We start from the raw sequence: 24,011 nt of genomic DNA, 5'->3' as shown, positions 1-24,011 counted from the left end.
TATTCATGGTACTTCTATTTATTACAGCTGCCACTCTCTTTTTAGCAGCAACCCTATTTAATAGTATCTTTTTACCCTCTCTAAAAAAGCCCTCATTCAGGGCTTCTCATTCAGAGAGGGTTGCTGTTTTTGTACCGATGCGGAATGAAGAGAAAAACGTAGCCGGTCTCGTCAGCACTTTAAAAGGACTCACGTATCGTGAAATATCCTTTACTATCCTTGATGATCATTCAGATGATGATACATATAACTCGCTTTTGAAACACATCGATAACGATAGCCGTTTCAGCGTTTTACAAGGGAAGGAGCTTCCTTCTGGCTGGGCAGGTAAAGTGCATGCCTGTCACCAGCTTAGTCAAAGTGCAACAGGTGATTATCTTTTGTTTATCGATGCGGACGTTCGACTTCATCCTCATACGATCGAGACTTCACTCGCATTATTGAAGAAGCGAAAAGCTAGTCTATTATCTGGGTTTCCAAAATTTCCTGTAACTCTCTTTTTTGAGAAGTTGATTGTTCCTCTGCAGCATTTTGTTATCCTTTTTCATCTTCCTCTTCTTTTTGCGAACTTTACAAAATGGCCTCCAGCAACAGCAGCACACGGTGCGTTCATGTTGTTTAAGAGTAAGGATTACCATGCCATTGGTGGTCATGCTAGCATTAAGGATTCATTAGTTGATGATGTAGACTTAGCCAAAACTATGAAACGAGCGCGTTATAAAGTTGTTCTCGCTAATGTAACGAAGTATGTTTCTTGTTATATGTACTCGACCAATAAAGAAGTTTGGAACGGATTTACAAAGAACTTGTTTCCTGGATTAGGACGTTCCTTCTTTCTCGTTGCTTTCTTATCTCTTTTTTATACCGGATTTTACATAGCTCCTTTACTCTTTTTCATATATGGCATATTTACTAATCAACTATTATGGCTGCTTCCTTATTTCATTACAGTCATTCAAAAGGCATATGTGGACCTGTTAACGGGACAAAAAGCTTATCTGGCCTTTACTATGCCGTTATCCGCAGTAGGGTTGGTCGTGCTTGTGAATGCCTCTATGTGGAAAGCACTTGTAAAGCAAGGCTATGAATGGAAAGGACGTTCTTATCAATGAGAAAAATCGCAATTGTCGGAGGGGGCCTTGGTGGATTATCGGCAAGCATCTCACTTGCTAGTAACGGATGTGAGGTTCATGTCTATGAAAAAAACGAGCATTTTGGCGGTAAATTGATGCCTGTAGCTTTAGGTTCTCATACGTTTGATTTCGGACCGAACACCATCACGATGCCTCAAATATTTGATGAGGTGTTTCTGGATGCAGGTGAGGATCCTAGAGACTATTTTGAATGGATCAAATTAGATACGCATACTCGAAATATTGGTAGCAATGGCGAAATCTTTGAGATGTCGACAGATGTAGATCATGTGCTGAATCAATTAAAAAAACTTGATCCCTATGCGGCACAGCGCTATCACGATTATCTTTCTGAAGTGACTCGTTTGTATCATCTAGCAGAAAAAGAATTTTTCCCTAGAACATTTACAAGTATGAAAGATTATCTTTCACCCTCACTGTTTAATGCTTTTACGAAAGTGAGACCGCTGCAATCCATGGACAGCTTTCATCATAAATACTTTAAGCATCCGTTGTTGCTGCAAACCTTTAACCGGTATGCCACTTACATAGGTTCATCGCCCTTTCAAGCACCTGCTACATTCTCACTGATTGCTTATCTAGAGATGATTCAAGGTGTTTATTACGTAAAAGGCGGCAACGTAAAAATTGCCGCAAGCATGGTGCGACTAGCAGAAAAGCTAGGGGTACATTTGCATACAGAAGTAGAAGTAAAAAAAATAAACGTGACAGAAGCTGAAGCAAAATCTCTGATCCTTTCAAATGGACATGAAGTGGCGTTCGATGCTGTCGTAATGAACGGAGATCTACTTGAAGCGTATCCTAAACTCGTAGAAGAGCGCCACAGACCTTCTATGAAGAACAAGAAAGTGGAAAGTTATTCTCCTTCGATTTCTGCATTTGTTCTTTTAGTCGGCTTAAACAAACGGTTAGACAACCTGCTGCATCATCAAGTGTATTTCTCGAATGATTACAAACGGGAGTTCGAAATGTTATTCAACGGAGAATATCCCGATGATCCAACCATCTATATTTCAAATTCATCTGTGACTGATCCATCCGTCTCACCTGAAGGAGACAACCTTTTTATATTGGTTAACGCACCGCCTATACGAACGTCTTCTTCTAAAAGCCTGGATGAGTATGAGCAATACAAACATTTAGTGTATGACCGTCTAGAGTCGTTCGGTCTTCATATACGGCCGTATATCCTTCACGAGAAGATGATAACCCCTCACGACATAAAATCAAAATTTGGAGCTTTTCGAGGGGCATTATATGGTATATCAGCAAATGAACGCAAGAACACGTTCCTCCGCCCATCTAATCGCTCTAAAGATATCCATAATTTGTACTTTGCTGGAGGTACAACGCATCCTGGAGGCGGCTCCCCGATGGTCATCATGAGCGGCCGCAATGTCGCCCGCGAACTGCTGAAGGGGTCAGTCCCCAAACAATTATCATAAATCAATGAAAACGAGCAAACGCCCGAAGCGTTTGCTCGTTTTTAAATTTCTCTGTCATACTCTTTCCATTTTGTGGTACACTATTTTTTAAAAACATTGGGGGATATTGTATGGAAGTCCGTCTCTTAAAACCTGAAGATGCAGAAGCTTATTGGGAGCTTCGACTTGAAGCATTAAAATCAAATCCAGAAGCGTTTGCTTCAAGCTACGAAGAAGCGATTCAAAGAAAAGACCCACTAAAGGAAGTAGCGAGCAGATTACAAGAAGAAGGAAGTTTTACGTTCGGCATGTTTGATGAAGATCAGTTGATCGGCAATGTTACGTTAGTCCAAGAAAAAGCTTTAAAGATGCAGCACCGCGGCAACATTTATGCCATGTACGTAAGCGCTAATAACCGTAAAGCAGGTGTCGGTCGCTCTTTGATGAAAGCCGTTATTGAACATGCAAAACATATACCTGTTCTTGAAAAACTGAACTTAACAGTTGAAGCTAACAATGAAAAAGCAAAGAACCTTTACACTTCGCTCGGCTTTAAGACTTACGGGTATGAAGAAAAAGCACTTAAAGTAGATGGTCATTTTCACGATGAGGAGCACATGGTGCTATTTTTATAGTATTTTTCATGGTCTTTCCCTTTTAATAGTATTTATCTAAAAATTATCCTTTCTTTGTCCATTTACTCCTTAAATATGAGCTAAGTTTGTACTTGTAACCTCTTTACGGATATACCGTCTAGGGTATGAAGCCCGTTAATACTAGAAATTCCACCTATAATTCTAGAAATTAATGAATTAATACGGCGAGATTCGGAAGTAATACGGCGAGTCGACACTATTCTACTCTTACTACACTGCTCTATACCCCTCTCTTAAATAACTTGACCAACTAAAACAGAAACTAAAAACTCAAAAAGAGCTGACAACACAGGTAACAGCCACCTGGGTTCTTCAGCTCTTTTACAATCGGCTTATTTCACAGCAATCTGCTTCAACAGCTCTCCTTTTTCAGCACTTGACACAAATGCTCTTCCGGTAAAAACTTTATAATGCTGCTTACGTACTTTGTTTAGAATTTCTCGATAATAGATCGCTGCTAGTTGGACAGGCATTCGAGATTCAATCGGATAATGCTCTAATGTTTCATTAAATTTTGCATAAAAGACTTCTGCACGAAGCGCTAAACTCTCCCATGCCGCGATAAAACGAGCATCTACCACTTCATTTTTCAAATCTTCTTCTGTATAACCATGTTCAGCCATTACTTTTGATGGAACATATACTCTGTCACGGTCTAAATCTTCCGCGATATCCCGTAATACATTCGTAAACTGCATGCCGATCCCAAGTGCGATTGCTCCTTCGCGAAGCCGATCTTTTTGTTCAGGAGCTAATATAGGTAATAGCATCAAACCGACTGTACTGGCAACGTGATACGAGTAGTACTCTAGCTCTTCCACTGTCTCGTAATGTGTCTTATACAGATCCATTTCTTGTCCTTTAACCATATCTAAAAAGGCTTGGTAATCCATCTCGAAGTTTTGAAAAACATCCTGCAATGCGATCCACATTGGTTCGGCTGCAGGAATTTCGCCTTTAAGAAACTGATTAAACTCTGCCTTAAAGACAGCTAGCTCTTTCTCGGGGCTATCTCCCTCATCTACAATATCATCTACCGTTCTGCAAAATGAGTACACGGCCCAAACGGCACGTCGTTTGTCTTCTGGTAAGTATGAAAATGCTTTGTAAAAGGTTTTAGAATGAACTTTAATGATCTCTTCACAATGAGAATACGATTCCTGAACCGTTACCAACTGTTTCACGCCCTTTCAAGATATTTGGCTAGATGTTTTGCACTCTGCATAACGATGGGAACTCCTCCACCTGGATGGATCGATGCACCTACCGCGTACAGATTTTCATATGGAAGAGGTTTGATCTGTGGCCGAAACACACCAGATTGTTTTAAAGTAGGAGCAATACCAAAACTGCCTCCTTGGTAAAGCCCATCTGTGAGTGCATCGTTAGGTGTGCGAATTTTGCTCCACACGATAGAATCCTTCAGCCCTGGATATCCTCGTTTTTCCAAAGAATCAATAATAAAATCTGCATAACTATGTTTCTCTGACTCCCAATCTACGGTGTCTCCTGAAGGAACCGGAACCAGTACGTATAATACGCTTTTTCCTTCTGGTGCGAGTGTTGGGTCTATTTTTGAAGGATAGAACGTGTAAATGGCCGGATCACGAGGCAACTTCTTTTGTAAAAACACTTCTTGCATATGTTCATCAAAGTGATCAGTCATAAAGAACTGATGAACATCTGCTTCATCAAATATTTTGTCTAGTCCAAGGTACAAAAGAAAGCAACCAGAAGAAGATTCATAGTTTTTCTTGACTGGCTTTGGCCCTGGAATAAGATGGTGAATGCCTGGGAAATCACCATTATAAATGACCATGTCATGCAGATGAGTGCCTTCTTTTGTCACAACCCCGTTACACGAGTTGCTTTGCAACGACAGCGCTTCTACAGGGGTGCTCAAACGGATCTCCACACCTTGTTCAACTAGCTTTCTTTGGAGCAAGTCTACAACACTTCCATATCCGCCTTTTACATACCAGATCCCGTGAGCATGTTCACTAAATGGTACGAGCGAATACATGGCTGGTGAGTTTTCAGGCGATCCTCCGATATACAGAGTTTGAAACGAAAAAGCTTCCTGCATTCTCGGATGACTGAAATACGCTTCTGCTAATTTTTTTACAGATTGATAAGCTTTTAGTTTTGTAAGTGTGTGTAGGTTTTTCGGTGTCCAGAAATCCCTTCGGTTTACAAATGAACGATCTAAGAAGGCCGTTTTCCCTTGATGAAAACGCTCGTACATATCCGTTACGTAACGTAAGAACCCTTGCTCTTCTCCTGGAAACATTCTGCTAATTTCATTCAGCTGTCCGGGCAAGTCACTCGTTTTATAAAAATGAGAGCCGTCTGGATAGTTCAACTTATACATCGGACTGCACAAGATAAGCTCTAGCTCATCGCGCTCTATACCAACCTCACTTAAGATCTCATAAATCATTTCAGGAAGAAGAACGATAGTAGGACCGCTATCAATTTTATAACCTTCTTTTTCAAAAAAGTTCAGCCTGCCACCCAGTCTGGAACTTTTCTCATAAATCGTTACCTCTTTACCTTGTTTCCTTAAGTAAAGTGCTGTAATTAAGCCACCAATACCTCCGCCAACAATTCCAGCATTCATACGGATCGAACCCCCATTGCGTCATGTTTCTCTGCCATCATGGTTGTTGTGATACGGGCAGATTCCATGATTGTAGGAAGACCGCTTCCCGGATGAGTACCACCGCCAACTAGCCATAATCCTTCTATTTCTTTTTGTTTATTATGTGGCCTGAAGTACATCATTTGGGTTAATTGATGACCTAGGTTAAACGTTGCTCCTTTATAAACTGAGAGTTTGTTTTCCCAATCTAGCGGCGTAAACATATATTCTGTTTCAATATGCTGTTCCAAATCTTTAAAATCAGTTCGTTCTTGAAGCTGCTCTAGAACTAGCTTTTTAAAATCATGCTTATGATGCTCCCAATCGATCAAGCTAAAATTGTTAGGAACAGGAGCTAAGATGTAAAGCGCTGATTTCCCTTCAGGAGCAAGAGTTGGATCTGTTACAGAAGGATTATGAATATAGATGGAAGGATCTTGAGACAGAATCTTCTTCTTCGTAATCTCTTCAACATTCTTACGATAATCTTCAGAAAAAACGATCGTATGATGTGGAAGGTCGTACTTCTTATCCACACCAACGTAAAGCATAAAAGCAGAACAAGAATAGCTCTTTTTCATTAGTTTGTCGCTCGTATATTTTTTTGTAGATCCTTTAGGCATCAACTTTTCCATTGCATGAGCAAAATCCGCATTAACTACTACTTCATCCGCAAACACTTTTTCACCTGAATCGAGTTGAAGTCCCTTCACTCTGCCTTTTTCAATAATAAGTTCTTTTACACCTGATGAAGTTACTACTTCACCACCGTACTCTTTAATCACTTTAACCATTGCCTCTGTAATTTTGTTCACACCGCCTACAGGGTGATAAACTCCGTATGCGTGTTCCATATAAGAAAGAATCGTAAACGCACCCGGACATTCCCAAGGAGACATGCCCAAATATTTTGCCTGAAACGTAAATGCGAGTCGGAGTCTTTCATCAGAGAAATACTTTGAAAGTTGATCGTGTAATGAATCTGTCACCGTTAACTTCGGTAAGGCTTTTATAAATTTAAGCTGTAAATAATCCAACAAAGAATCATGCTTATTTTGTAAGATGGGCATGAGTGCTTCGAACTTCTCTTTTTCTTTCTTCATAAAACGTCGATAGCCTTCACCATTGCCAGGAAAGACAGCTTCAATATTTTTATACATGACAGATTGATCAGTTGTAGAATCAATCGTTGCATCTTTAAATTTCAGCTGATACATTGGTTCAAGTCTTTTCAACTCGATATAATCTTCTAAGCGTCGATCGGCAAGCTGAAACATTTCCTCCAAGATGTGAGGCATATTTAAAAAGGTTGGACCCCTATCAAACGTATAACCATCTTGATGAAAAGCAGAAGTACGCCCACCGATGAACGGTTGTTTTTCGTATACTGTCACTTGATATCCCTTACTGGCTAAAAGCATTCCTGCAGTTAAACCACCAGGACCCGCACCAATTACAGCTACTGATTTCATACATGCATACCTTCCTTCTACTTTTACAAACTATATACAAAATATTATACAAAAATTATACGATGTGAGTTCTACGATTGGCAAATTTAAAAGATATTAAAAAGCACACTCAAAAAAAGATTCATTGATGTGTGCTTCTTCACATATGGTGTGTATGTAACTTCGACGAAAAAAATAGAAAACCTTCCCAAACAGTTAAATAAAATAAACTTTAAACATAAAACATAAAATGCGACAAATGACCAAAAAAGCCTGTAGATTCTACAGGCTTTCTGAACATCATTCTTTTGAATGTTTTTCTTTGTGATTAAGATAGTCTTCTTCTTCATTTTTTGGCTTTTTCTTTCTAGCTTGGCGCACAATCAATATAACAATAATGACAACTAATAATAAGCTGACATTCAGGAAGCCTCCAAAAAACTTAAAGAGTTCAGACATAAAGTTATCCATGCTGCTTCACCTCTTCTCAGCATTTTCCCCTTTTTTATGGTTTTTAAACCGTTTCTCTACTAAGAAGATGTGTGAGGGGCAGCGTGACACTAACTTTTGTACCTTTCCCTAACTTGCTCGCATAATCAACTCTTCCTCCCATCGATTCAATGATTCGCGTAGATACCATCGTCCCTAAACCAGTGCCCTGCTCTTTCGTAGAAAAGAAAAGAGAACCCACACGCGCGAGCTGTTCTTTTGTCATTCCTTTACCGGTATCCCTCACGATAATCTTAACAGCGTCATCCTCTTCTATTAGTTTTATTGTCACACGCCCTTCTTTTGGCGTTGCCTCTACTGCATTCTTTAAAATATTTATTAGTGCTTGTTTTAACTGATTTCGGTCCGTTGTTAATACAGCATCTGATTCAATAGTGTGTGTGAGCGAAATTCCTTCCTTTAACGCATAAGGATTTAAAAGGATACTTAATTCCATGACTAATAAAGGAAGTGGAAATGTTTCAATCTTTTTAAATTCAGGTTTGGCAAAGTTTAAATAGTCGCTGATGATATTTTCTGCTCTGCCTAATTCACTTAAGATGAGTGGATAGTAATGCTTATGCCGCTCGTCTTCCCCTTCCATCAACTGAAGAAATCCTTTTACAACGGTTAAGGGATTACGAACTTCATGTGCGATGGATGCCGCGAGTTCACCGAGCGTATGCTGCTTTTCAGAACGCCTGATCTCATCCTTCATCAAGTTTCTTTCAATGACAGATTCATTTAATACAGCTGCGAAGACCACAGCTAAGATTTGAATGGTTCCGAACACACATATGTATAGTACTAATTTTTGATCAAACACTAAAAAGTTTTCATTAAAATATAGATAGATTAACAGGATGATCAATTGTACAAGTGCTGGCCATGATCCTGTGATAATCGAAAGATAAACTCTCTTTTTGGGGTTAGATTTCCAGAAGCAGTTATAGATAAGAAAAGGGACAGCACAAGAAACAACTGCGACAATATACGCTAAAAACAGGGTTTCACCACCCATAGCGGTTCTAGTCATCATAAGGGCAGCAATCGTTATTATTCCAGATATAGGACCACCATAAAAAATAGAAAGAACGACAGGAACATACCTCAAATCCCAGTACAGCGATGAATCATAATAAGCAAAATACATACAGAGCGATGCAGCTGCTCCATATAACAAGCCTAAGAAATAGGGTGATCTTCCTATCTTTCGATGTTCGAACAAAAAGCTATAGCTTAATACGGGCGCAAGAACAATTAATACATGTAAAAGCAGCTTCTCAACAATCATTCTATACTCCTTAGTCCGAGTGTCTTATGCTCTATCAATACGACAAAAAAAGGGCAATCCCTTCAAGAATCGCCCTTTTTATTATGACTAAAGCCTCATTTCCTAACCTCATCCTCCGATCAAGCATCTTGTTTTAATTGACTATGATATAGAGAATGATAGAATTTCTTGTTTTTGAGTAACTCCTCGTGTGTCCCTTTTTCGAGAATACCACCATCGTGAAGGACTAAAATTTGGTCAGCCTGTTGAATCGTGTTCAATCGATGTGCGATCACAAAACTCGTTCTACCCTGCATAAGACGCTGCAGAGCTTCTTGTATCTTCATCTCAGTTATCGTATCAATAGAGCTAGTCGCTTCATCTAAAATCAGTAAAGACGGATCCGCTAAAATTGCTCTTGCAATAGAAAGAAGCTGCTTTTGTCCCTGACTGATGCCGCTACCTTCTTGGTTCAGTATCGTTTTATATCCTTTAGGTAATTTCTGAACGAAAAAATGAGCATTCGCTAGCTTTGCAGCATTCACTACTTCTTCATCCGTAGCATTCAACCGTCCGTACCGAATATTCTCAAGGATTGTTCCTTCAAACAAAAAAGAATCTTGAAGAACAAACCCCATATGACTTCGAAGCGAACTTCTTTTCACTTTTTTAATATCATGTCCATCGATTAAGATCTGACCGCTATCGCTCTCGTAAAACCTAGAAAGCAGATTTACGATAGTTGTCTTGCCTGCACCGGTCGGTCCTACTAACGCTACCGTCTCTCCTTCATTTACGGAAAAACTCAAGTCGCTCACAGTTTTCTCATCCTTTTCATAAGAGAAAGAAACATCTTGAAACTCTACTTTACCTTTTACAGCAGACAGTTCAGTAGCACCTGTTTCATCCATCTCCTCTTGTGATTCATCCAGGATTTCAAAGACTCTCTCCGCACCAGCAACGGCAGACAATAACGTATTAAATTGGTTGGCTAAATCATTGAGCGGTCTTGTAAATTGTCTAGAATACTCAACGAATATAACGATTACACCGATCGATACTTTCCCATTCAACGCAAGTACGCCGCCGATTCCCGCTATTAATGCAAAGCTTCCATTGTTAAGCACGTTCATCAATTTCGGAATAAAGCCTGAGAAAGTCTGCGCCCAATATCCAGACTCTCTCAACCGTTCATTCTTAGCCATAAATTCTTCCATCACTCTTTTTTCCTGCGAAAATGATTTTACAATGCGCTGGCCAGAAGTGATCTCTTCAATATAACCATTGATCTCACCCAGATTTCTTTGTTGTTCTTTAAACCGAGCGCCTGTTCTTTTTGTAATCCACTTTAATCCAAAGAACATGAGTGGCACGATAGATAAGGAGATCAGCGTCAGTATCGGACTTAAATAGATCATTACCCCCACGGTTCCAACAAGGGTGAGTATGCTTGAGAACACTTGAATAAACGAACTATTCAACGTGGAGCTTACGTTTTCTATATCATTCGTCACACGGCTCATCAGTTCACCATGTTGCCTTTTATCAAAAAAGGAAATGGATAATCGATGAAACTGGTTAAACAGATCATTTCTCATTCTTAACACGGTATCTTGCGCAATTCCTATCATCCAATAGTTTTGCAGCCAAGTAGACAAAGATTGACCTACAAACACAAAGATAAGACCTAATAAAAGTTTGTTTAGTCCTTCTATATTTTCTTTTACAATATACGAGTCTATAGCCATACCGATCAGAAAAGGCCCGAGTAAGCTTAGTGCCGAGCTTATGATGACCATAAGCAAGACTAGACTAAGCAGAAATTTTTGATCAGAAAAGTAGCTTCCGATTCGTTTAATGGTACTTGCCCAGTTTTTCGGTTTTACTTTTTTTCCAAATAAATGATTATGTGGATGAGGTCTGTTTGAATCCTTTGACATGCTGAAAGTCCTCCTCCCCAAACTGTGATTGAACGATCTTTACATATAACGGTGAGGTATTCAACAGTTCTTCGTGAGTACCCCATGCCCTAACAGCTCCATCGTCTAGGAGCAATATATGATCAGCTTCCATCGCAGTACTAATTTTTTGCGTAATAATAAACGTTGTACACGAATACGTTCTTAACGCTTTTAACAGCTTTCCTTCTGTTTTCAAGTCCAAAGCACTCGTACTATCATCAAGCATGAGTATTTTTGGTTTACGAACGAGTGCTCTTGCAATAGACAAGCGCTGCTTTTGTCCGCCAGAAAGGTTTACACCGCGCTGGCCGACTCGAGTATCATATTGGTTCGGTAATTTTTCCACAGTCTCGTGAATTTGTGCATCAACGGCTGCAGATATGATCTCATCAGTAGTGGCTCCCTCTTTACCCCAGCCTATATTCTCTGAAATTGATCCGGTAAAAAGAACAGCTTCTTGAGGAACCACTCCAATACCTTTTCGCAAGGTTTCGATCGGATAGTTCATTACATTTTTTCCATCAACTAGTACTTCACCTTCTGTTACTTCATATAATCTCGGTACGAGCTGAAAGAGTGAGGTCTTACCTGAACCAGTTGAACCAAGAATCGCTAGCGTCTCTCCTGGTTTTACTGAAAAAGAAAGATCTCTTAGAACCGGAACATCACTTCCTTGATAGTGAAAAGAAACATTTTTAAATTCGACTGCTCCATTACTTATCTTCAGAGAGTGATTTGTATCTTGAGATTCAACGAGGTCTATCTCTGTATCTAGCACTTCTCCAATTCGCTGTGCAGATGCTTTTGCACGTGAGAAAGCCATAATTATAAACGATATTATCGTTAGTACAGAGGAAATACGGAATGAGTAGTTTACGATCGCTACCACCTCTCCTACTTCAATTGACCCCAGACTCACCTGTCTGCTGCCGAACCAAAGAATAAACAGAATTCCAATATTCATGAAAAACAATAAGACAGGAATCGATACTTCGATCAAACGAAGAGAGAAGACTGTTCTTTCCTTCAACTCACCACTCGCTTGTTCAAAGCGAGTTTTCTCAAAATCTCTCCGTAAGAATGCTTTAATCAGTCGCATTCCCATCAGATTTTCACGCATGACACGATTCACACCATCGAGCTTATCTTGCACATCTCTAAACATACTGCCAGCCGTCTGGAGAACCCATTTTAAGAAAAATAATAAGAACGGTAATATAACCACTAGCACTAAAGCCAGTTTCCAGTTCACGATTAAAGACATGATCACACCACCGGCTAGTAATAGTGGTGCTCGAAGCATGATCCTCAAACTCATAAATACTGTATTCTGAAGTTGCGTCACATCATTCGTCATTCGTGTTATTAACGACGAGGCAGGGAACTTATTGAAATTCACAAAAGAAAAAGACTGCACCTTCTCAAATACACGCCGTCTAATATCAAAACCATAGTTCTGACTAACATGTGCTGAGAAGAACGAATTCGCAATTCCTGCTGCAAATGCGACTAGAGCTAGCCCAAACATGACAGCTCCCCAGTACTTTATAACACTCAAGTCGCTCTTCAAGATGCCATCATCAATAATCTTAGCCATGATCAATGGCTGCAGAAGTTCAACCCCAAGTTCAGTTAACGTTAAAAATAAAGCAACTCCGATTGCGACACGGTATGCTTTTAAATACGAAAATACTTTCCACATAATTTATCCCCCGAACGTCACCGATGTTTAACAAACTTAACCATCTATTAGTATTTTATCCTTTTTCTTAAAAATATTTAACTATTTCGACTTCTTATCCTATTTTTTAGTAAAAAGAAAACCCGCCTATTTGTTCAGCGGGTCTTTTCTGTCTTATCTTCTTTTCCGTTCACTTCAATTTCTGCCTTCTTTGGCCACGTTTTCACATGGTCAGTTTCTAATATTCCCATCGTAACATCACCAATGTCTGTATCTTCTAAAAGCTTATCTCTCACCCGATACTTTATATCATCTGCGTCTGCCAGAGTAAATCCTTCTTTAAGTTCAATATAGCTTTCTACATGGTATCTTCGGCCTTCTTGCAAAATTCGTAGTTCTTTAATATCCACGACATCCTGGTCTGAAAGAATCGTATTCGCAATACGGTCTTCAACTACTTTTGGGGCTGCAACTCCAATCAGTCCTCGCGTGTTTTCGATTCCTAACTTAAATGCTACAACAACGAGAAGGATTCCGATCAATAATGTTCCGATACCATCTAATATATATGCTCCGGTTAAGTCTGCTAATACGATAGATATAAGTGCTAACAAAGCCCCAGAAGTTGCGATTAAGTCTTCATAAAAAACTAAGCGGGTTGGGGGTGCAGCTAAAGCAACATTCTTAAAAGATTCCTTTACGATTCCGAATCCTTTTGCATCACTTCTCGTCTCGTGAACAATCTCCTTCATCGCCTTTATGAGGATAAAGCCATCAACTAAGATCGCTAGTATCATAATTGATATATTTAATAATAGATTCGTTGAAGATTGTGGATCTTGTATAAGCTTCCACCCTTTTAAAATCGTTTCGTAAGCCATGATAGAAACCACGATTACAGCTACTAAAACGAACAGATTCACCACGCGACCAAAACCTGCAGGAAATCGCTTAGTAGGTTCCTTTTCAGAAAGAGCACTTCCGAAAAATACAAACGCCTGATTTAGTGCATCTGCAGCTGAATGCAGAGTTGTCGCAAACATGGCACCACTTCCGCTGACTGCAGCAGCAATTCCTTTAGCAATAGCAAGTACTGTGTTTCCTAATGCGGCAATGCCGGACGATTTATTTCCTTTTTTAAGTAGTTCAATCAAAGGTCTGCCTCCACTCTTGTTTTGTATTTTTTTACATTCATAATAATTGGTTAATCTTATTCTTTGTGACTACGTTATCGAAGCTTAGATTGCGTACCCCATACAACAGCTAAGTGGGGTAGGTAGCTTGAATGACTCTCCTTGGAAAGAAAGTGTAACTGAACACGGAAATCAATTACTTTTAAATGCAACTAAGTATACGAAAACACTTTTTAATAAGCTCTTTCCTAAAAAATTGTTGCTTTAGGATATTCTCTTGTTCTCTTCCTTGCAAGTTGATTGAAGCGCAAGGTGGCGAGACTCCTGCGGGACGAGCGGTCAGGTGAGACACTTAGAGGCGCAAAGCGGCAAGTGGCTCACCGGTCGCCCCGCGGAAAGCGAGCAACCTGGAGCGGAAATCAACTACTTCCAAAACCAACAAAGTACACCAAAACATCTTTTTAATAAGAATTCCTGTAAAGCTCCCTATTTAAACCACATAAAAAAAAACAGGCTGCTACAAACAGCCTGTTCAAAATCAATTATTATGATACTTTCTCTTCATTATTACCTTGTGCTTCCTTATATCCGCCTTCCCAATACTCTGCATTCTTAATGCCTAGTTTGGTTGAGTCGAAAACCGGATCAAGCCCCGCTTTCTTCTGTTCCTCGTAATCTTTTAAAACACGAAGTGCAGGCTTTGCTAGTATGAGTATGGCAATTAAGTTCAGCCAAACCATGATTCCTAGACCAAGATCTCCTAGCGCCCAAGCTAAGTCTGCTGTTTTCACAGCCCCGTAATACGTTGTTCCTAACAAAACAATCTTAAGCAAGAACATTGGAACTTTGTTATTACGGCCTCTCATGAGGTAGGCAATATTCGTTTCTGCAATGTAGTAATACGCCATAATCGTTGTAAAAGCAAAGAAAAATAGGGAAACTGCTACAAAACCTGAACCGAATCCAGGAAGCACTGATTCAATCGCCTCTTGTGTAAAAGCTGTACCCGCTTCTACGTTAGGAATGTTCTCGACAATAAACGACTTGTCCGCTTCATTTTGAACGTTGTACATGCCTGTAAAGAGAATCATGAATGCTGTTGCAGTACATACCAGCCAAGTGTCAATGTATACAGAGAATGCTTGTACCAGTCCTTGTTTGGCAGGATGCGATACTTCTGCAGCTGCAGCTGGGTGAGCCCCAGTACCTTGACCCGCTTCGTTTGAATAGATTCCACGCTTAACGCCCCACATGATTGCTGAACCTACAATCCCTCCAAATGCTGAATCAAAAGAGAACGCGCTTCTGAAAATTAAAGAAAGGACTTCAGGAATCTGAGGGATATGAAAAGCAACGATGATTAGTGAAACAAGCACATAACCAATTGCCATAAATGGAACAACATACTGTGCTACATTGGCAATCCTTTTAACACCACCAAAAATAATAGCGGCTAATATCACAACTAAGAAAATACCCGTTATGGATGGATTGATGTTAAAAGCATTATCAAGTCCTGCAGCAATTGAGTTAGATTGGATACCTGGCATAAGCAGCGCCATAGCAGCTAGAGCGGATACCGCAAAAATGATTCCGTACCATTTCCACCCGATGCCTTTTTCAATATAATAAGCAGGACCACCTCGGTACTCCCCGTCCTGTTTTACTTTATAAACTTGCGCAAGTGCTGATTCAACAAAAGCACTTGATGCACCGATAAACGCTATCATCCACATCCAGAAAACCGCACCAGGGCCACCAAAGCCGATCGCTGTAGCTGTTCCTGCAATGTTACCTGTTCCTACTCGGCCAGATAACGCAATCGCCAAAGCTTGGAATGAAGAAACCCCCGCTTTAGAACTTTTTCCTTCCATCATAAGTTTGATCATTTCTTTAAAGTGACGAACTTGCAAAAATCTCGTTAAAATTGAAAATAATAGCCCTACGCCTAAACAAAAATAAATCATCGGCTGACTCCATAGAATCGCCACTGCATCTCCTACAAACGTTTCAAAGCTGTTCAAAACTTTACCCCCTTGTATTTGACTGAAAATTTTCTCTATTTGTAATTATAAGATAAATCATATATGATTACAAATTGTGACTAGAAACGCCAAAATCATTTACGGTTTTTTCTTATTATGAAGTTAGTCATGGTAAGAAAACAAGATAAAATTCTTTCCAGTATGGACATTTGTATCTTTTGTCGTGTACAGTTCCTAGTTGAATCTCAAAAATCCAGAAAAAAATAGTAGAATATAAGTATGAAAAATTGTGCAACAAAAAAACCATCTGATGACCAGATGGTTTAAAAACTGTCTATTGTTTAGTGCGTTTTGTTTACAATCGTCTTAAGCTTTGATTTCCGGATAATCTGGTTGATGACTTCAGAGAAAACAAGACCAATAGCTATACTCCCTGAGATCATAAAGGCTTTTGCAGCTAGATTAATGGCGAGATTATAATCATTCTCGACGAAGCTTCTCATCGCATTGTATGCAATACCCCCGGGTACTAAAGGAATGATGCCAGCTACACTATATATAATAACGGGTGTCTTATACTTTTTGGCAAAGTATTGTGAGGCGATAGCGATCGTAAACGATGCGATAACTGTTGCTAACACCATGTCTACCCCATTTGTTTCTAATAAGAAGTAGAAGATCCACCCGATCATTCCTACTAGACCACAGTGAAAAAGGGAGCGTTTTGGACCATTAAAAATGATAACAAACGCTGCTGACGCAATAAAACTCGTAATAATCTGTTCAACAATTGTCATCGTGAACGCTCCTTCTTAAAAAAATGAAAAGATAACAGCAATTCCTGCACCTATCGCAAATGCTGTTAAAAAAGCATCTGCGCCTTTAGCCAGTCCAGAAATAAGGTGCCCTGCCATTAAATCACGAACAGCATTCGTAATCAGCAACCCCGGTACCAAAGGCATAACGGACCCAATAATTATCTTGTCCAGCTCACCGCCTATCCCTGTCGAAACAAAGAAGAGAGCTTGTAATCCAATTAAAAGGGAGGCAGAAAACTCTGAGAAAAATTTTATCGGGACAAGCTGGTGAAAATACAGCAAGGACAAGAACCCAAGTCCACCTGTTATAAAAGCCGGGAAAAAGTCTCTCCATTCTCCTTGAAACATGATTAAGAAACAGCCTGAAGAGACAGCTGCTGCTAAAACATGGATCCATAGAGAATAAGGAGAACCTGATTCACCGATCTTTTTTAACTCTTTATATGCTTGTTCAATCGTAAATTCACCAGCACTGATCCTACGTGATATACCATTCACTTGAGCTACCTTTTCTAGATCTGTTGTCCGTTCAACGATCCGAATCAACTTTGTCTTCGTTGGCTCGTTACCCTCTACAGAAAAAAGAATGCCCGTTGGTGTTACATAGGGATGTGATTGATAAGCACCAAAAGAAGAAGCGATACGCATCATCGTATCCTCTACCCGGTACGTTTCTGCTCCGCTTTGCAGCATAATTTTGCCTGCTAATAAACAGACTGCCATGATATCGTAGGTTTCTTGTTTCTCCATTTCCATTAAGCATACTCTCCAATATATTACTTACCATCATTCTACCCAAAAGTAGAGCGTTAATATTTTTACAGTTTAACTGATTGTGACTGAATTCGGCAATGGAGTTGAACAAGTTTACAGATGTTACTACAATAAATTCATAAGTTAGTCACCATACACATCAAATAGATAGCGAAAATAATCCTGCTTATCCTGTTTCTTTTTGGGGAGCACACTTTTTTCGTGAAGTGAAATAGTAAACCATGAAAGGTATAGAATAGAGACACACATGAAAATAAGACTGACGATGCCGGTTAATATCACCACAAGGCATACCTCCTTTTGTATATATGCAAAGGGTATGGTATGAAACGCGTTTCAGAGCAAGAAAAACTTTTGAAGAGAAAAGGTGAAGGCATGACCAATATTAGAGATATAGCGAAGTTGGCTGGTGTTTCTGTTACGACAGTCTCTCGTGTAATCAATAATCATCCATATGTTAGCGAGGAAAAAGTATCTGCTGTAAAAGCTGCTATGAAAAAATTTAACTATCACCGTAACATTAACGCCGTTCATTTGAGCAAAGGAAAAACTCATCTAATCGGTGTAGTTGTTCCGTTCTCTAACCATCCTTACTTTGGTCTTTTGATTGAAGGAATCGCGAATGCCGCATTAGATCATAATTATAAGCTTGTTCTTATTCAAACGAACTATGAAGAAACAAAAGAAATGGAAGCTTTGAGGATGCTTGAAGACAAGCAGATCGATGCACTGATTATCTGTTCAAGGATCTGTGCATGGGACGTCATTGAAAGTTATAGCGTGTATGGCCCTATCGTCCTTTGTGAAGATTCAAGAAACAATAAGATTTCCTCTACATTTATTGATCATTATAAAACATTTACCATGGCTCTCCATTATTTATACAAAAAAGGGCATCAAGAGATCGGCTATACGATCGGAAGGCAGACAGGTACTAACAGCAGCCAGAGAGATGCTGCTTATAAAGATTTCTTAACAAGCAAGGCCTTAAGTTATGAACCAAGTTACATCTTCACAAATCGTTTTGATGTTGAAGATGGTGTTAACGTAGCAGAGCATCTATTGGACATGAAAAATCGTCCGACCGCTCTACTTGTCACAAGCGATCAAGTAGCCGCTGGAATCCTGACAGGTTGCAGAGAAAACGGCCTAGCCGTTCCAGACGACCTCGCAATCATGAGCTTTGATAATCAACCCATCTCAAGGGTTATGCATATTACAACACTTGAGATCCCTTTTGTTGAAGTAGGAGAAAAACTTTTTCAGCAAGCAATGAATGGTCAGGAAGCAGCTCATGAAGAGGTTCAGGTACGATTGATTGAGCGAAAGACGGTTTAAAAGCATGGGAGAATTATCCTCCATGCTTTTATTCTTTCTATTGTAATCGTACTTTTATGGGTGAAAGTTCTGTTCTATTAACTCTATCAATTGAAACAACTTCTGGATATATCATTAAGTAGTTTACATCATCGGGTATTTTTCCTAACTGTAATTCTCTATATTGCTTAACGCCTTCTGAGTGTTTGATACTTTTCTCTACACCATTACTTCTTAAAGGTACTCTTTTCCCATGTTCATCAAAAACTACTAAATGTACATCTTGATTCAAGTCTTCTTTTATAGAAGCAAATGTGTAATATAACGTTGAAGTAGCTTTAGCAATTATTAATTTATCTAAGTTAATATTGTATAATCCGTCTTCTGAATTACTACTTTCATTAAGATTTACAGTTTCAACAGGTAATTGTTTCACAGGAACCGAAAAGTTCCAATCCCCCTTTTTATTTGCTATAAGGGTAAATTGTAAAGGTAGCGTATAATTCTTTGGTAACTCTTTTTCTTTTAATTCAAACTCCAGTGCTGCCACATAACTACCTTCTTTCAACTCCTGAAGTTGCCCCCTCATCCCAACAAGTTGATCTTTATCTGCTCCTCCTATCGTATACCCTGATTCAGGACTATGTTCTTTATCCATTGCTTCAACTGATAAATCTTTACCTTCCGCTTTTATCGTAACTCCTATTACATTCCCGTCGTAATAGGCACTAGTTACGGTCACATCAACACCATTACTCGTCGCTTTTTGATTAATCTCTGTTACAAGGTTACTAGCTGCTAGTTCTTTACCAATCTTGACATCTAATTCTTCATATAGTTTTCCGATTAAAGGAACATCCGCTAATACTGTATTTATTGGCGAAAAGACAAATCCTGATACAAGCACAACAGAAGCTGCTGTGCCAGATAACCAGGCAGAAACTTTTAATCTAACTTTTGCTCTCTCTTTTCGCTTAGTCCTTCTACCTTCATTCATACCTTTTTGTATAGCACTTAAAATTCCAGTTCGTAATGGATCATTATTCTCCTTTTTATCAACCCATTTTATGTCCATATGTTCCCACTCCCCCCAGCAAGCCTCGCAACTCAATCTTTGCCCGATGTAAATATGTCTTTATAGTGCCCTCCGGTTTCTGCATTTTTTGTGCGATGGTCTTTATTGATAAATCATGAAAATAGAACAAGATGATAACCGTTTGATAGTGATGATCCATTTGAGATATCGCATATGTTAAATCCAAATCTTGTTCAGGTTGATTACTCGTATTCTCAGTAATCTCCTGAATAAAAGCTGCTCCTGTTAGAACCGTCCTCTTTTTCTTTTGTAGAACTTCATATGCAGTTCGAATCAATATTTTCATTAACCATGTACTAAAATATTTAGGTTCCTTTAATTTATTGATACCGACAAAAGCCTTACAGACTGCCTCTTGTAGAACATCTAAAGCATCCTCTTTATTACGAACATAGAGAAATGCTGTTCTGTAAAGTTTGTCACTCTCTTGGATAATGAGCTGCTCGAAGGCTTGTTCATTTCCTTTAATCGCTTTCTTTACTGTGTTTGTATTTATCAAGTTCTTGCCTCCTTTCACCTATTAGAGAGATAGGAGAAGAAAAAAGTTTCACTGCGTATGAAGAATATTATTTTTCTTTTTTATATCGACATATTTATATAGAACAAAAAACGCAATTAAAAAACTAAAATAAAACAAAAGATTAGAGGCTAGAAGATTTTTATAAGGTCTATATCCCGGCATATTATTATCTAACGTAGCGCTTAAGAAAAAAGGTAGAAACACAATGAAGAACCCAATGATTGCTGCAAACAGTAACCAAATGACATCTGACCGTTTCACGTAGAGATAGATAAGCAGAATAGGACAAATTGTTAATAGAGCCATTAACAACACATTAGTTTCAGACATAATAAAACTGTAAATAACTAATGAGTGCAGAAGACTTGGCAAAGTTAGTAAAATAATGATTAATGCGGAGAATGGAATGGGACTCATGAAAAGCATTCTCCTGCTCTTCATTACTAACATAAGAATAAAAAACAGCGATAATGCTATTCCGGTTATTTGAAGAAAAAGAAACATGGAAGTGAGTGCCGGTTTCCAAATAAGAGATTGTTTTATTGCATATTCTATTGATTCACTTTTATATAATAAGAAGAAGATCCAACCAATTATTAGCACTATTAGTGGTAGGTATCCTGTCACTCTATAAATAATTGGATCTTCATCTATAACTAGTTTTCTTTTCTTAGACAATCCTTAACATCCTTTCATAATCAAATTTCCACTCTAACCTATACGATTAATAAAGAGAAAAACCTGCAGAAGTTGATAACTTCTGCAGGTTTTTCTAGATTCTATAATGATCTGCTTTCCAGTTCGTAATCGCTTGTTTAATTTCCTTCGGTTTCATGTTTTCAACTGCTGCTTTCTCGGCCAAAAGCGGAAGTTCTTCGTCTGGTGCGAATCGAAGGGCTACGATCTGCCCAGCAGTAAGTCTTTTATCTAACAACTTTCCTGTTAATACGTAATAGCGTAAGTTTTCTTCTGCTCGAATCGCACGATCTTGAGCTTTCAATGGATATAAGCGAAGTAAAGCAAACGTCACTAACAGACTGAGTGCCATCACAATTAATATCACGCCTAGGAACTTATCTTCTGCTTTAAACAGATAGACAATGCTCGCGATAAGACCTCCAAGGACGAGCAAAGAAAGTACATAATGATAGATGGGGTGCATACGTGCATGATTGTTGTAATTTTGTGTATTCAATTCGTTCTCCTCTTTCTGCTACTTTATCTATTCCCACTTAAACGTAAAACTTGCCACGATAAATGCTCCGATCAACCAACCGCCGAGAATCATGGCCTCCATGCCGAGATCTAAAAACGACGCACCTACGTTCATCGTCTCACGAAGAGCATGGCTTAAGTGAGCGATCGGTAAAATTTGTACAAACGGCTGCAAAAACTCAGGCATGTCTCGTATCGGAAAGAACACACCGCCTAAAAACAGCATCGGGAACGATAGAAAACCGGCAATCGGTCCCGCACTCTCAGGAGTCTTGGCAATACCTGCAATAATGAAGCCGATCGCCATAAACGCTAAAGTCCCAAGCGTCACAAACGCAATTACGGTTAACCATGAACCTCTCACTTCAATGCCGAACGCAGCCCAAGCGACAGCTAGTACAATCATCGCTTGCAAGCCGTTCAGCATAAAACGAGCTGTAATTTGCGCTGCAATAAATGTAGAGGCTTTAAGTGTTGTTCCTTGCATACGACGTAAGATTCCGCGCTCACGCCATGAAGAGATCTGGCCTGCAACACCATTCATGTTGTTGCTCATGATCATCATCGCCACAATTCCCGGTACAAGGAAATCGATGTAACGAAGGTTCAGTGCATCTACACCTTTTGATTCTGTTACAACAACAGGCTCATAGCTCACTGATTTTTTACTGATCGTGTCAACTGCATTATCGACAAGCTGAAGTCCGACTTGGGACATCGCCATGTTTGTTTCATTATAATAAACCGGAAGTTTGAAAGGATCTTCTTTATTTCCAGCAGCTAGATTTTCACCATAGCCTTTTGGAATAGTAATAACGAGCGTTAAATCACCTTGTTTTAACTGACTTAACACATCTTTTTCGTTTGAACTTTTTTTAAGAGATACCGCTTCGTTTTTTTCCATTTCTTTCACTAAGTTCTTCGACTGTTCACTCTTATCCTGATCAACAACAGCTGCCGTAATGGATACGCCATTACCGTTTCCTAAGAATGAACCTAACATGACCATCAGAACGATAGGAAATGCGAGGGTCCAGAACAGTACTTGTCTGTTTCTAAGGAAGATCCGAAGCTGAGCGAGTGTTAATAGATAGTATGATCTCATCCTTCTCTTAACCTTCTTCCTGTCATGTGGATAAACACATCTTCAAGTGTTGCCGTTCTCGTTTGTAGGTCTACAAGCTTCAGCTGTCTTTCAGAAGCGATAGCAATTAAACTCGTTAATGTCTTCTGTAGATCATCCGTATAGAGAACATGTACATCTTTCTGACTACCCACTTGCTTTACTCCGTCAATCTCTGACAAAGCAATATCTACTTCATCGTTAAACTTAAATTCAACCGCGCTATCCGACTGAAGATTTCTTACGAGTTCACTAGGCGTATCTAGAGCAATTAGCTTTCCTTGATCCATAATGGCGATACGGTCGCATAACACGTGTGCTTCATCCATATAATGAGTCGTCAGTACAACAGTTTTGCCCCGTTCCTTCAAGCGTAAAATAATATCCCATAACGTACGGCGTGCTTGTGGATCAAGTCCAGTCGTAGGTTCGTCCAAGAAAATAATCTGCGGATCATGCACGAGTGCAAGTGCGATCGCAAGTCTCTGCTTTTGACCACCAGACAAACCTTTTATTCTGCTATTCTTTTTCTCTGTTAAAAGCATGTCATCAATTAATTCAGGAATTGAAATATGCTGGCGGTAAAAACTGCCGTAAAGATGAAGGATCTCATCTACCGTCAATAGCTCAAAAAGAGTAGTAGATTGAAGCTGTACACCGATGACTTCTTTTACTTTATCAAGCTCTTTTGTGATATCGAATCCGCCGACGATTGCCGTTCCTTCATCAGGCTTACGAAGACCAACTAACATCTCAAGCGTCGTTGTCTTACCTGCTCCGTTCGGGCCCAGCAGACCAAACACTTCGCCATTATGTACAGAGAACTCACTTCCATCCACGGCAGTAAAATCTCCATATTGTTTCACAAGTTTCTGCACCTTTATTATTTCTTGCTGCGTTTCCATTGTTCACTCTCCAAGCATATGTTTCACTGCTTCTTTTGTTTGCAGCAAAACATACCTTCAAATTTTGTCCATAGCTCTTTAAGAGTAGAGATCCATTCACATGCTCCATCCATTGCGTCCGGCTGTATCGCGTAATAGCGATAGCGTCCCTCTTTTCGGTGTTTGACAAGGCCTGCATTCTCTAAAACTTTCAAATGCTTCGAGATCGCAGGCAGCGACATATCAAAAGGCTGGGCTAACTCTTGTACACTCCTTTCTCCTTTTGAAAGCTGCTCAATAATCGTACGCCGAGTCGGATCAGATAGAACTGAAAATACATCATTTAAGTGTTCCATATTATATTTAACCATTTGGTTAATTATAATGTGCAACATATCAGACTGTCAATTTACACC

General features: G+C 39.4%; 22 protein-coding genes. 4 read left to right on the top strand and 18 right to left on the bottom strand.

The features are described from left to right. Positions 1–5: 5 nt before the first annotated feature. From HU823_RS18395 to HU823_RS18385, 3 genes are all read left to right on the top strand, one after another. Positions 6–1,112 carry a glycosyltransferase gene (locus HU823_RS18395; protein WP_144704099.1) on the top strand — a complete coding sequence of 369 codons (1,107 nt, stop codon included), beginning with the start codon at positions 6–8 and terminating at the stop codon, positions 1,110–1,112. Then, positions 1,109–2,599 (top strand): phytoene desaturase family protein, encoded by a 1,491-nt coding sequence (locus tag HU823_RS18390; RefSeq protein WP_197222974.1) that lies wholly within the window; start codon positions 1,109–1,111, stop codon positions 2,597–2,599. Before HU823_RS18395 ends, HU823_RS18390 begins: the two co-directional genes overlap by 4 nt. A gap of 110 nt (positions 2,600–2,709) precedes the next feature. Beyond that, positions 2,710–3,213: a GNAT family N-acetyltransferase gene (locus tag HU823_RS18385; RefSeq protein WP_197222973.1), complete on the top strand. Its 504-nt coding sequence runs from the start codon at positions 2,710–2,712 to the stop codon at positions 3,211–3,213. A 353-nt stretch (positions 3,214–3,566) separates the two neighbouring features. On the opposite strand, the gene HU823_RS18380 is transcribed toward HU823_RS18385, so the two are convergent. From HU823_RS18380 to HU823_RS18330, 11 genes are all read right to left on the bottom strand, one after another. After that, the gene (locus HU823_RS18380; RefSeq protein WP_197222972.1) at positions 3,567–4,409 is read right to left on the bottom strand and encodes a phytoene/squalene synthase family protein; all 843 of its coding nucleotides are present in this window, start codon (positions 4,407–4,409) and stop codon (positions 3,567–3,569) included. A gap of 5 nt (positions 4,410–4,414) precedes the next feature. Further along, positions 4,415–5,854 carry a phytoene desaturase family protein gene (locus tag HU823_RS18375; protein ID WP_197222971.1) on the bottom strand — a complete coding sequence of 480 codons (1,440 nt, stop codon included), beginning with the start codon at positions 5,852–5,854 and terminating at the stop codon, positions 4,415–4,417. Then, positions 5,851–7,347, bottom strand: a complete 1,497-nt coding sequence (locus HU823_RS18370; RefSeq protein ID WP_197222970.1) for a phytoene desaturase family protein — start codon at positions 7,345–7,347, stop codon at positions 5,851–5,853. The genes HU823_RS18375 and HU823_RS18370 overlap by 4 nt, the downstream gene beginning before the upstream one ends. A 279-nt stretch (positions 7,348–7,626) precedes the next feature. After that, positions 7,627–7,797, bottom strand: coding sequence for a hypothetical protein (locus HU823_RS18365; RefSeq protein WP_186320649.1), 171 nt, complete (start codon positions 7,795–7,797; stop codon positions 7,627–7,629). A gap of 43 nt (positions 7,798–7,840) precedes the next feature. Continuing rightward, complete coding sequence (locus tag HU823_RS18360; protein ID WP_197222969.1) at positions 7,841–9,109, bottom strand: ATP-binding protein; 1,269 nt, start codon at positions 9,107–9,109, stop codon at positions 7,841–7,843. 119 nt (positions 9,110–9,228) lie between these two features. Then, positions 9,229–11,028 (bottom strand): ABC transporter ATP-binding protein, encoded by a 1,800-nt coding sequence (locus HU823_RS18355; protein WP_197222968.1) that lies wholly within the window; start codon positions 11,026–11,028, stop codon positions 9,229–9,231. Further along, the gene (locus HU823_RS18350; protein ID WP_197222967.1) at positions 10,994–12,751 is read right to left on the bottom strand and encodes an ABC transporter ATP-binding protein; all 1,758 of its coding nucleotides are present in this window, start codon (positions 12,749–12,751) and stop codon (positions 10,994–10,996) included. Before HU823_RS18350 ends, HU823_RS18355 begins: the two co-directional genes overlap by 35 nt. 134 nt (positions 12,752–12,885) lie before the next feature. Next, positions 12,886–13,884 carry a cation diffusion facilitator family transporter gene (locus HU823_RS18345; RefSeq protein ID WP_197222966.1) on the bottom strand — a complete coding sequence of 333 codons (999 nt, stop codon included), beginning with the start codon at positions 13,882–13,884 and terminating at the stop codon, positions 12,886–12,888. A 524-nt stretch (positions 13,885–14,408) separates the two neighbouring features. Next, positions 14,409–15,830 carry an alanine/glycine:cation symporter family protein gene (locus tag HU823_RS18340; protein ID WP_197223040.1) on the bottom strand — a complete coding sequence of 474 codons (1,422 nt, stop codon included), beginning with the start codon at positions 15,828–15,830 and terminating at the stop codon, positions 14,409–14,411. A 359-nt stretch (positions 15,831–16,189) separates the two neighbouring features. Beyond that, complete coding sequence (locus HU823_RS18335) at positions 16,190–16,645, bottom strand: threonine/serine exporter family protein (protein WP_137791495.1); 456 nt, start codon at positions 16,643–16,645, stop codon at positions 16,190–16,192. A 15-nt stretch (positions 16,646–16,660) separates the two neighbouring features. After that, entirely contained in the window at positions 16,661–17,422 is a 762-nt protein-coding gene (locus HU823_RS18330) for a threonine/serine exporter family protein (protein ID WP_144704128.1), read from the bottom strand. A gap of 393 nt (positions 17,423–17,815) precedes the next feature. Between HU823_RS18330 and HU823_RS18325 the strand changes: the two genes are divergently transcribed. Then, positions 17,816–18,778: a LacI family DNA-binding transcriptional regulator gene (locus tag HU823_RS18325; protein ID WP_197223039.1), complete on the top strand. Its 963-nt coding sequence runs from the start codon at positions 17,816–17,818 to the stop codon at positions 18,776–18,778. A 37-nt stretch (positions 18,779–18,815) separates the two neighbouring features. Here the strand turns inward: HU823_RS18325 and HU823_RS18320 are convergent, their stop codons facing one another. From HU823_RS18320 to HU823_RS18290, 7 genes are all read right to left on the bottom strand, one after another. Beyond that, the gene (locus HU823_RS18320) at positions 18,816–19,832 is read right to left on the bottom strand and encodes a DUF4179 domain-containing protein (protein ID WP_197222965.1); all 1,017 of its coding nucleotides are present in this window, start codon (positions 19,830–19,832) and stop codon (positions 18,816–18,818) included. Beyond that, the gene (locus HU823_RS18315) at positions 19,813–20,352 is read right to left on the bottom strand and encodes a sigma-70 family RNA polymerase sigma factor (protein WP_197222964.1); all 540 of its coding nucleotides are present in this window, start codon (positions 20,350–20,352) and stop codon (positions 19,813–19,815) included. Before HU823_RS18315 ends, HU823_RS18320 begins: the two co-directional genes overlap by 20 nt. 48 nt (positions 20,353–20,400) lie before the next feature. Next, positions 20,401–21,051 carry a hypothetical protein gene (locus HU823_RS18310; protein ID WP_197222963.1) on the bottom strand — a complete coding sequence of 217 codons (651 nt, stop codon included), beginning with the start codon at positions 21,049–21,051 and terminating at the stop codon, positions 20,401–20,403. 94 nt (positions 21,052–21,145) lie between these two features. Continuing rightward, on the bottom strand, positions 21,146–21,568 hold the full coding sequence (locus tag HU823_RS18305) for a DUF6526 family protein (protein ID WP_197222962.1): 423 nt from the start codon (positions 21,566–21,568) through the stop codon (positions 21,146–21,148). Between the two features lie 27 nt (positions 21,569–21,595). Continuing rightward, entirely contained in the window at positions 21,596–22,693 is a 1,098-nt protein-coding gene (locus HU823_RS18300; protein ID WP_197222961.1) for an ABC transporter permease, read from the bottom strand. Next, complete coding sequence (locus HU823_RS18295; RefSeq protein WP_197222960.1) at positions 22,690–23,616, bottom strand: ABC transporter ATP-binding protein; 927 nt, start codon at positions 23,614–23,616, stop codon at positions 22,690–22,692. Before HU823_RS18295 ends, HU823_RS18300 begins: the two co-directional genes overlap by 4 nt. Positions 23,617–23,639: 23 nt before the next feature. After that, on the bottom strand, positions 23,640–23,951 hold the full coding sequence (locus tag HU823_RS18290) for an ArsR/SmtB family transcription factor (protein WP_231607545.1): 312 nt from the start codon (positions 23,949–23,951) through the stop codon (positions 23,640–23,642). Between the last annotated feature and the right edge of the window lie 60 nt (positions 23,952–24,011).

The organism is Fictibacillus sp. 18YEL24, from assembly GCF_015903855.1.
In the GTDB taxonomy this organism is placed as follows: domain Bacteria; phylum Bacillota; class Bacilli; order Bacillales; family Fictibacillaceae; genus Fictibacillus; species Fictibacillus phosphorivorans_C.
Note: the sequence above shows the minus strand (reverse complement) of the source record. Positions and strands in the feature narration are given on the sequence as shown.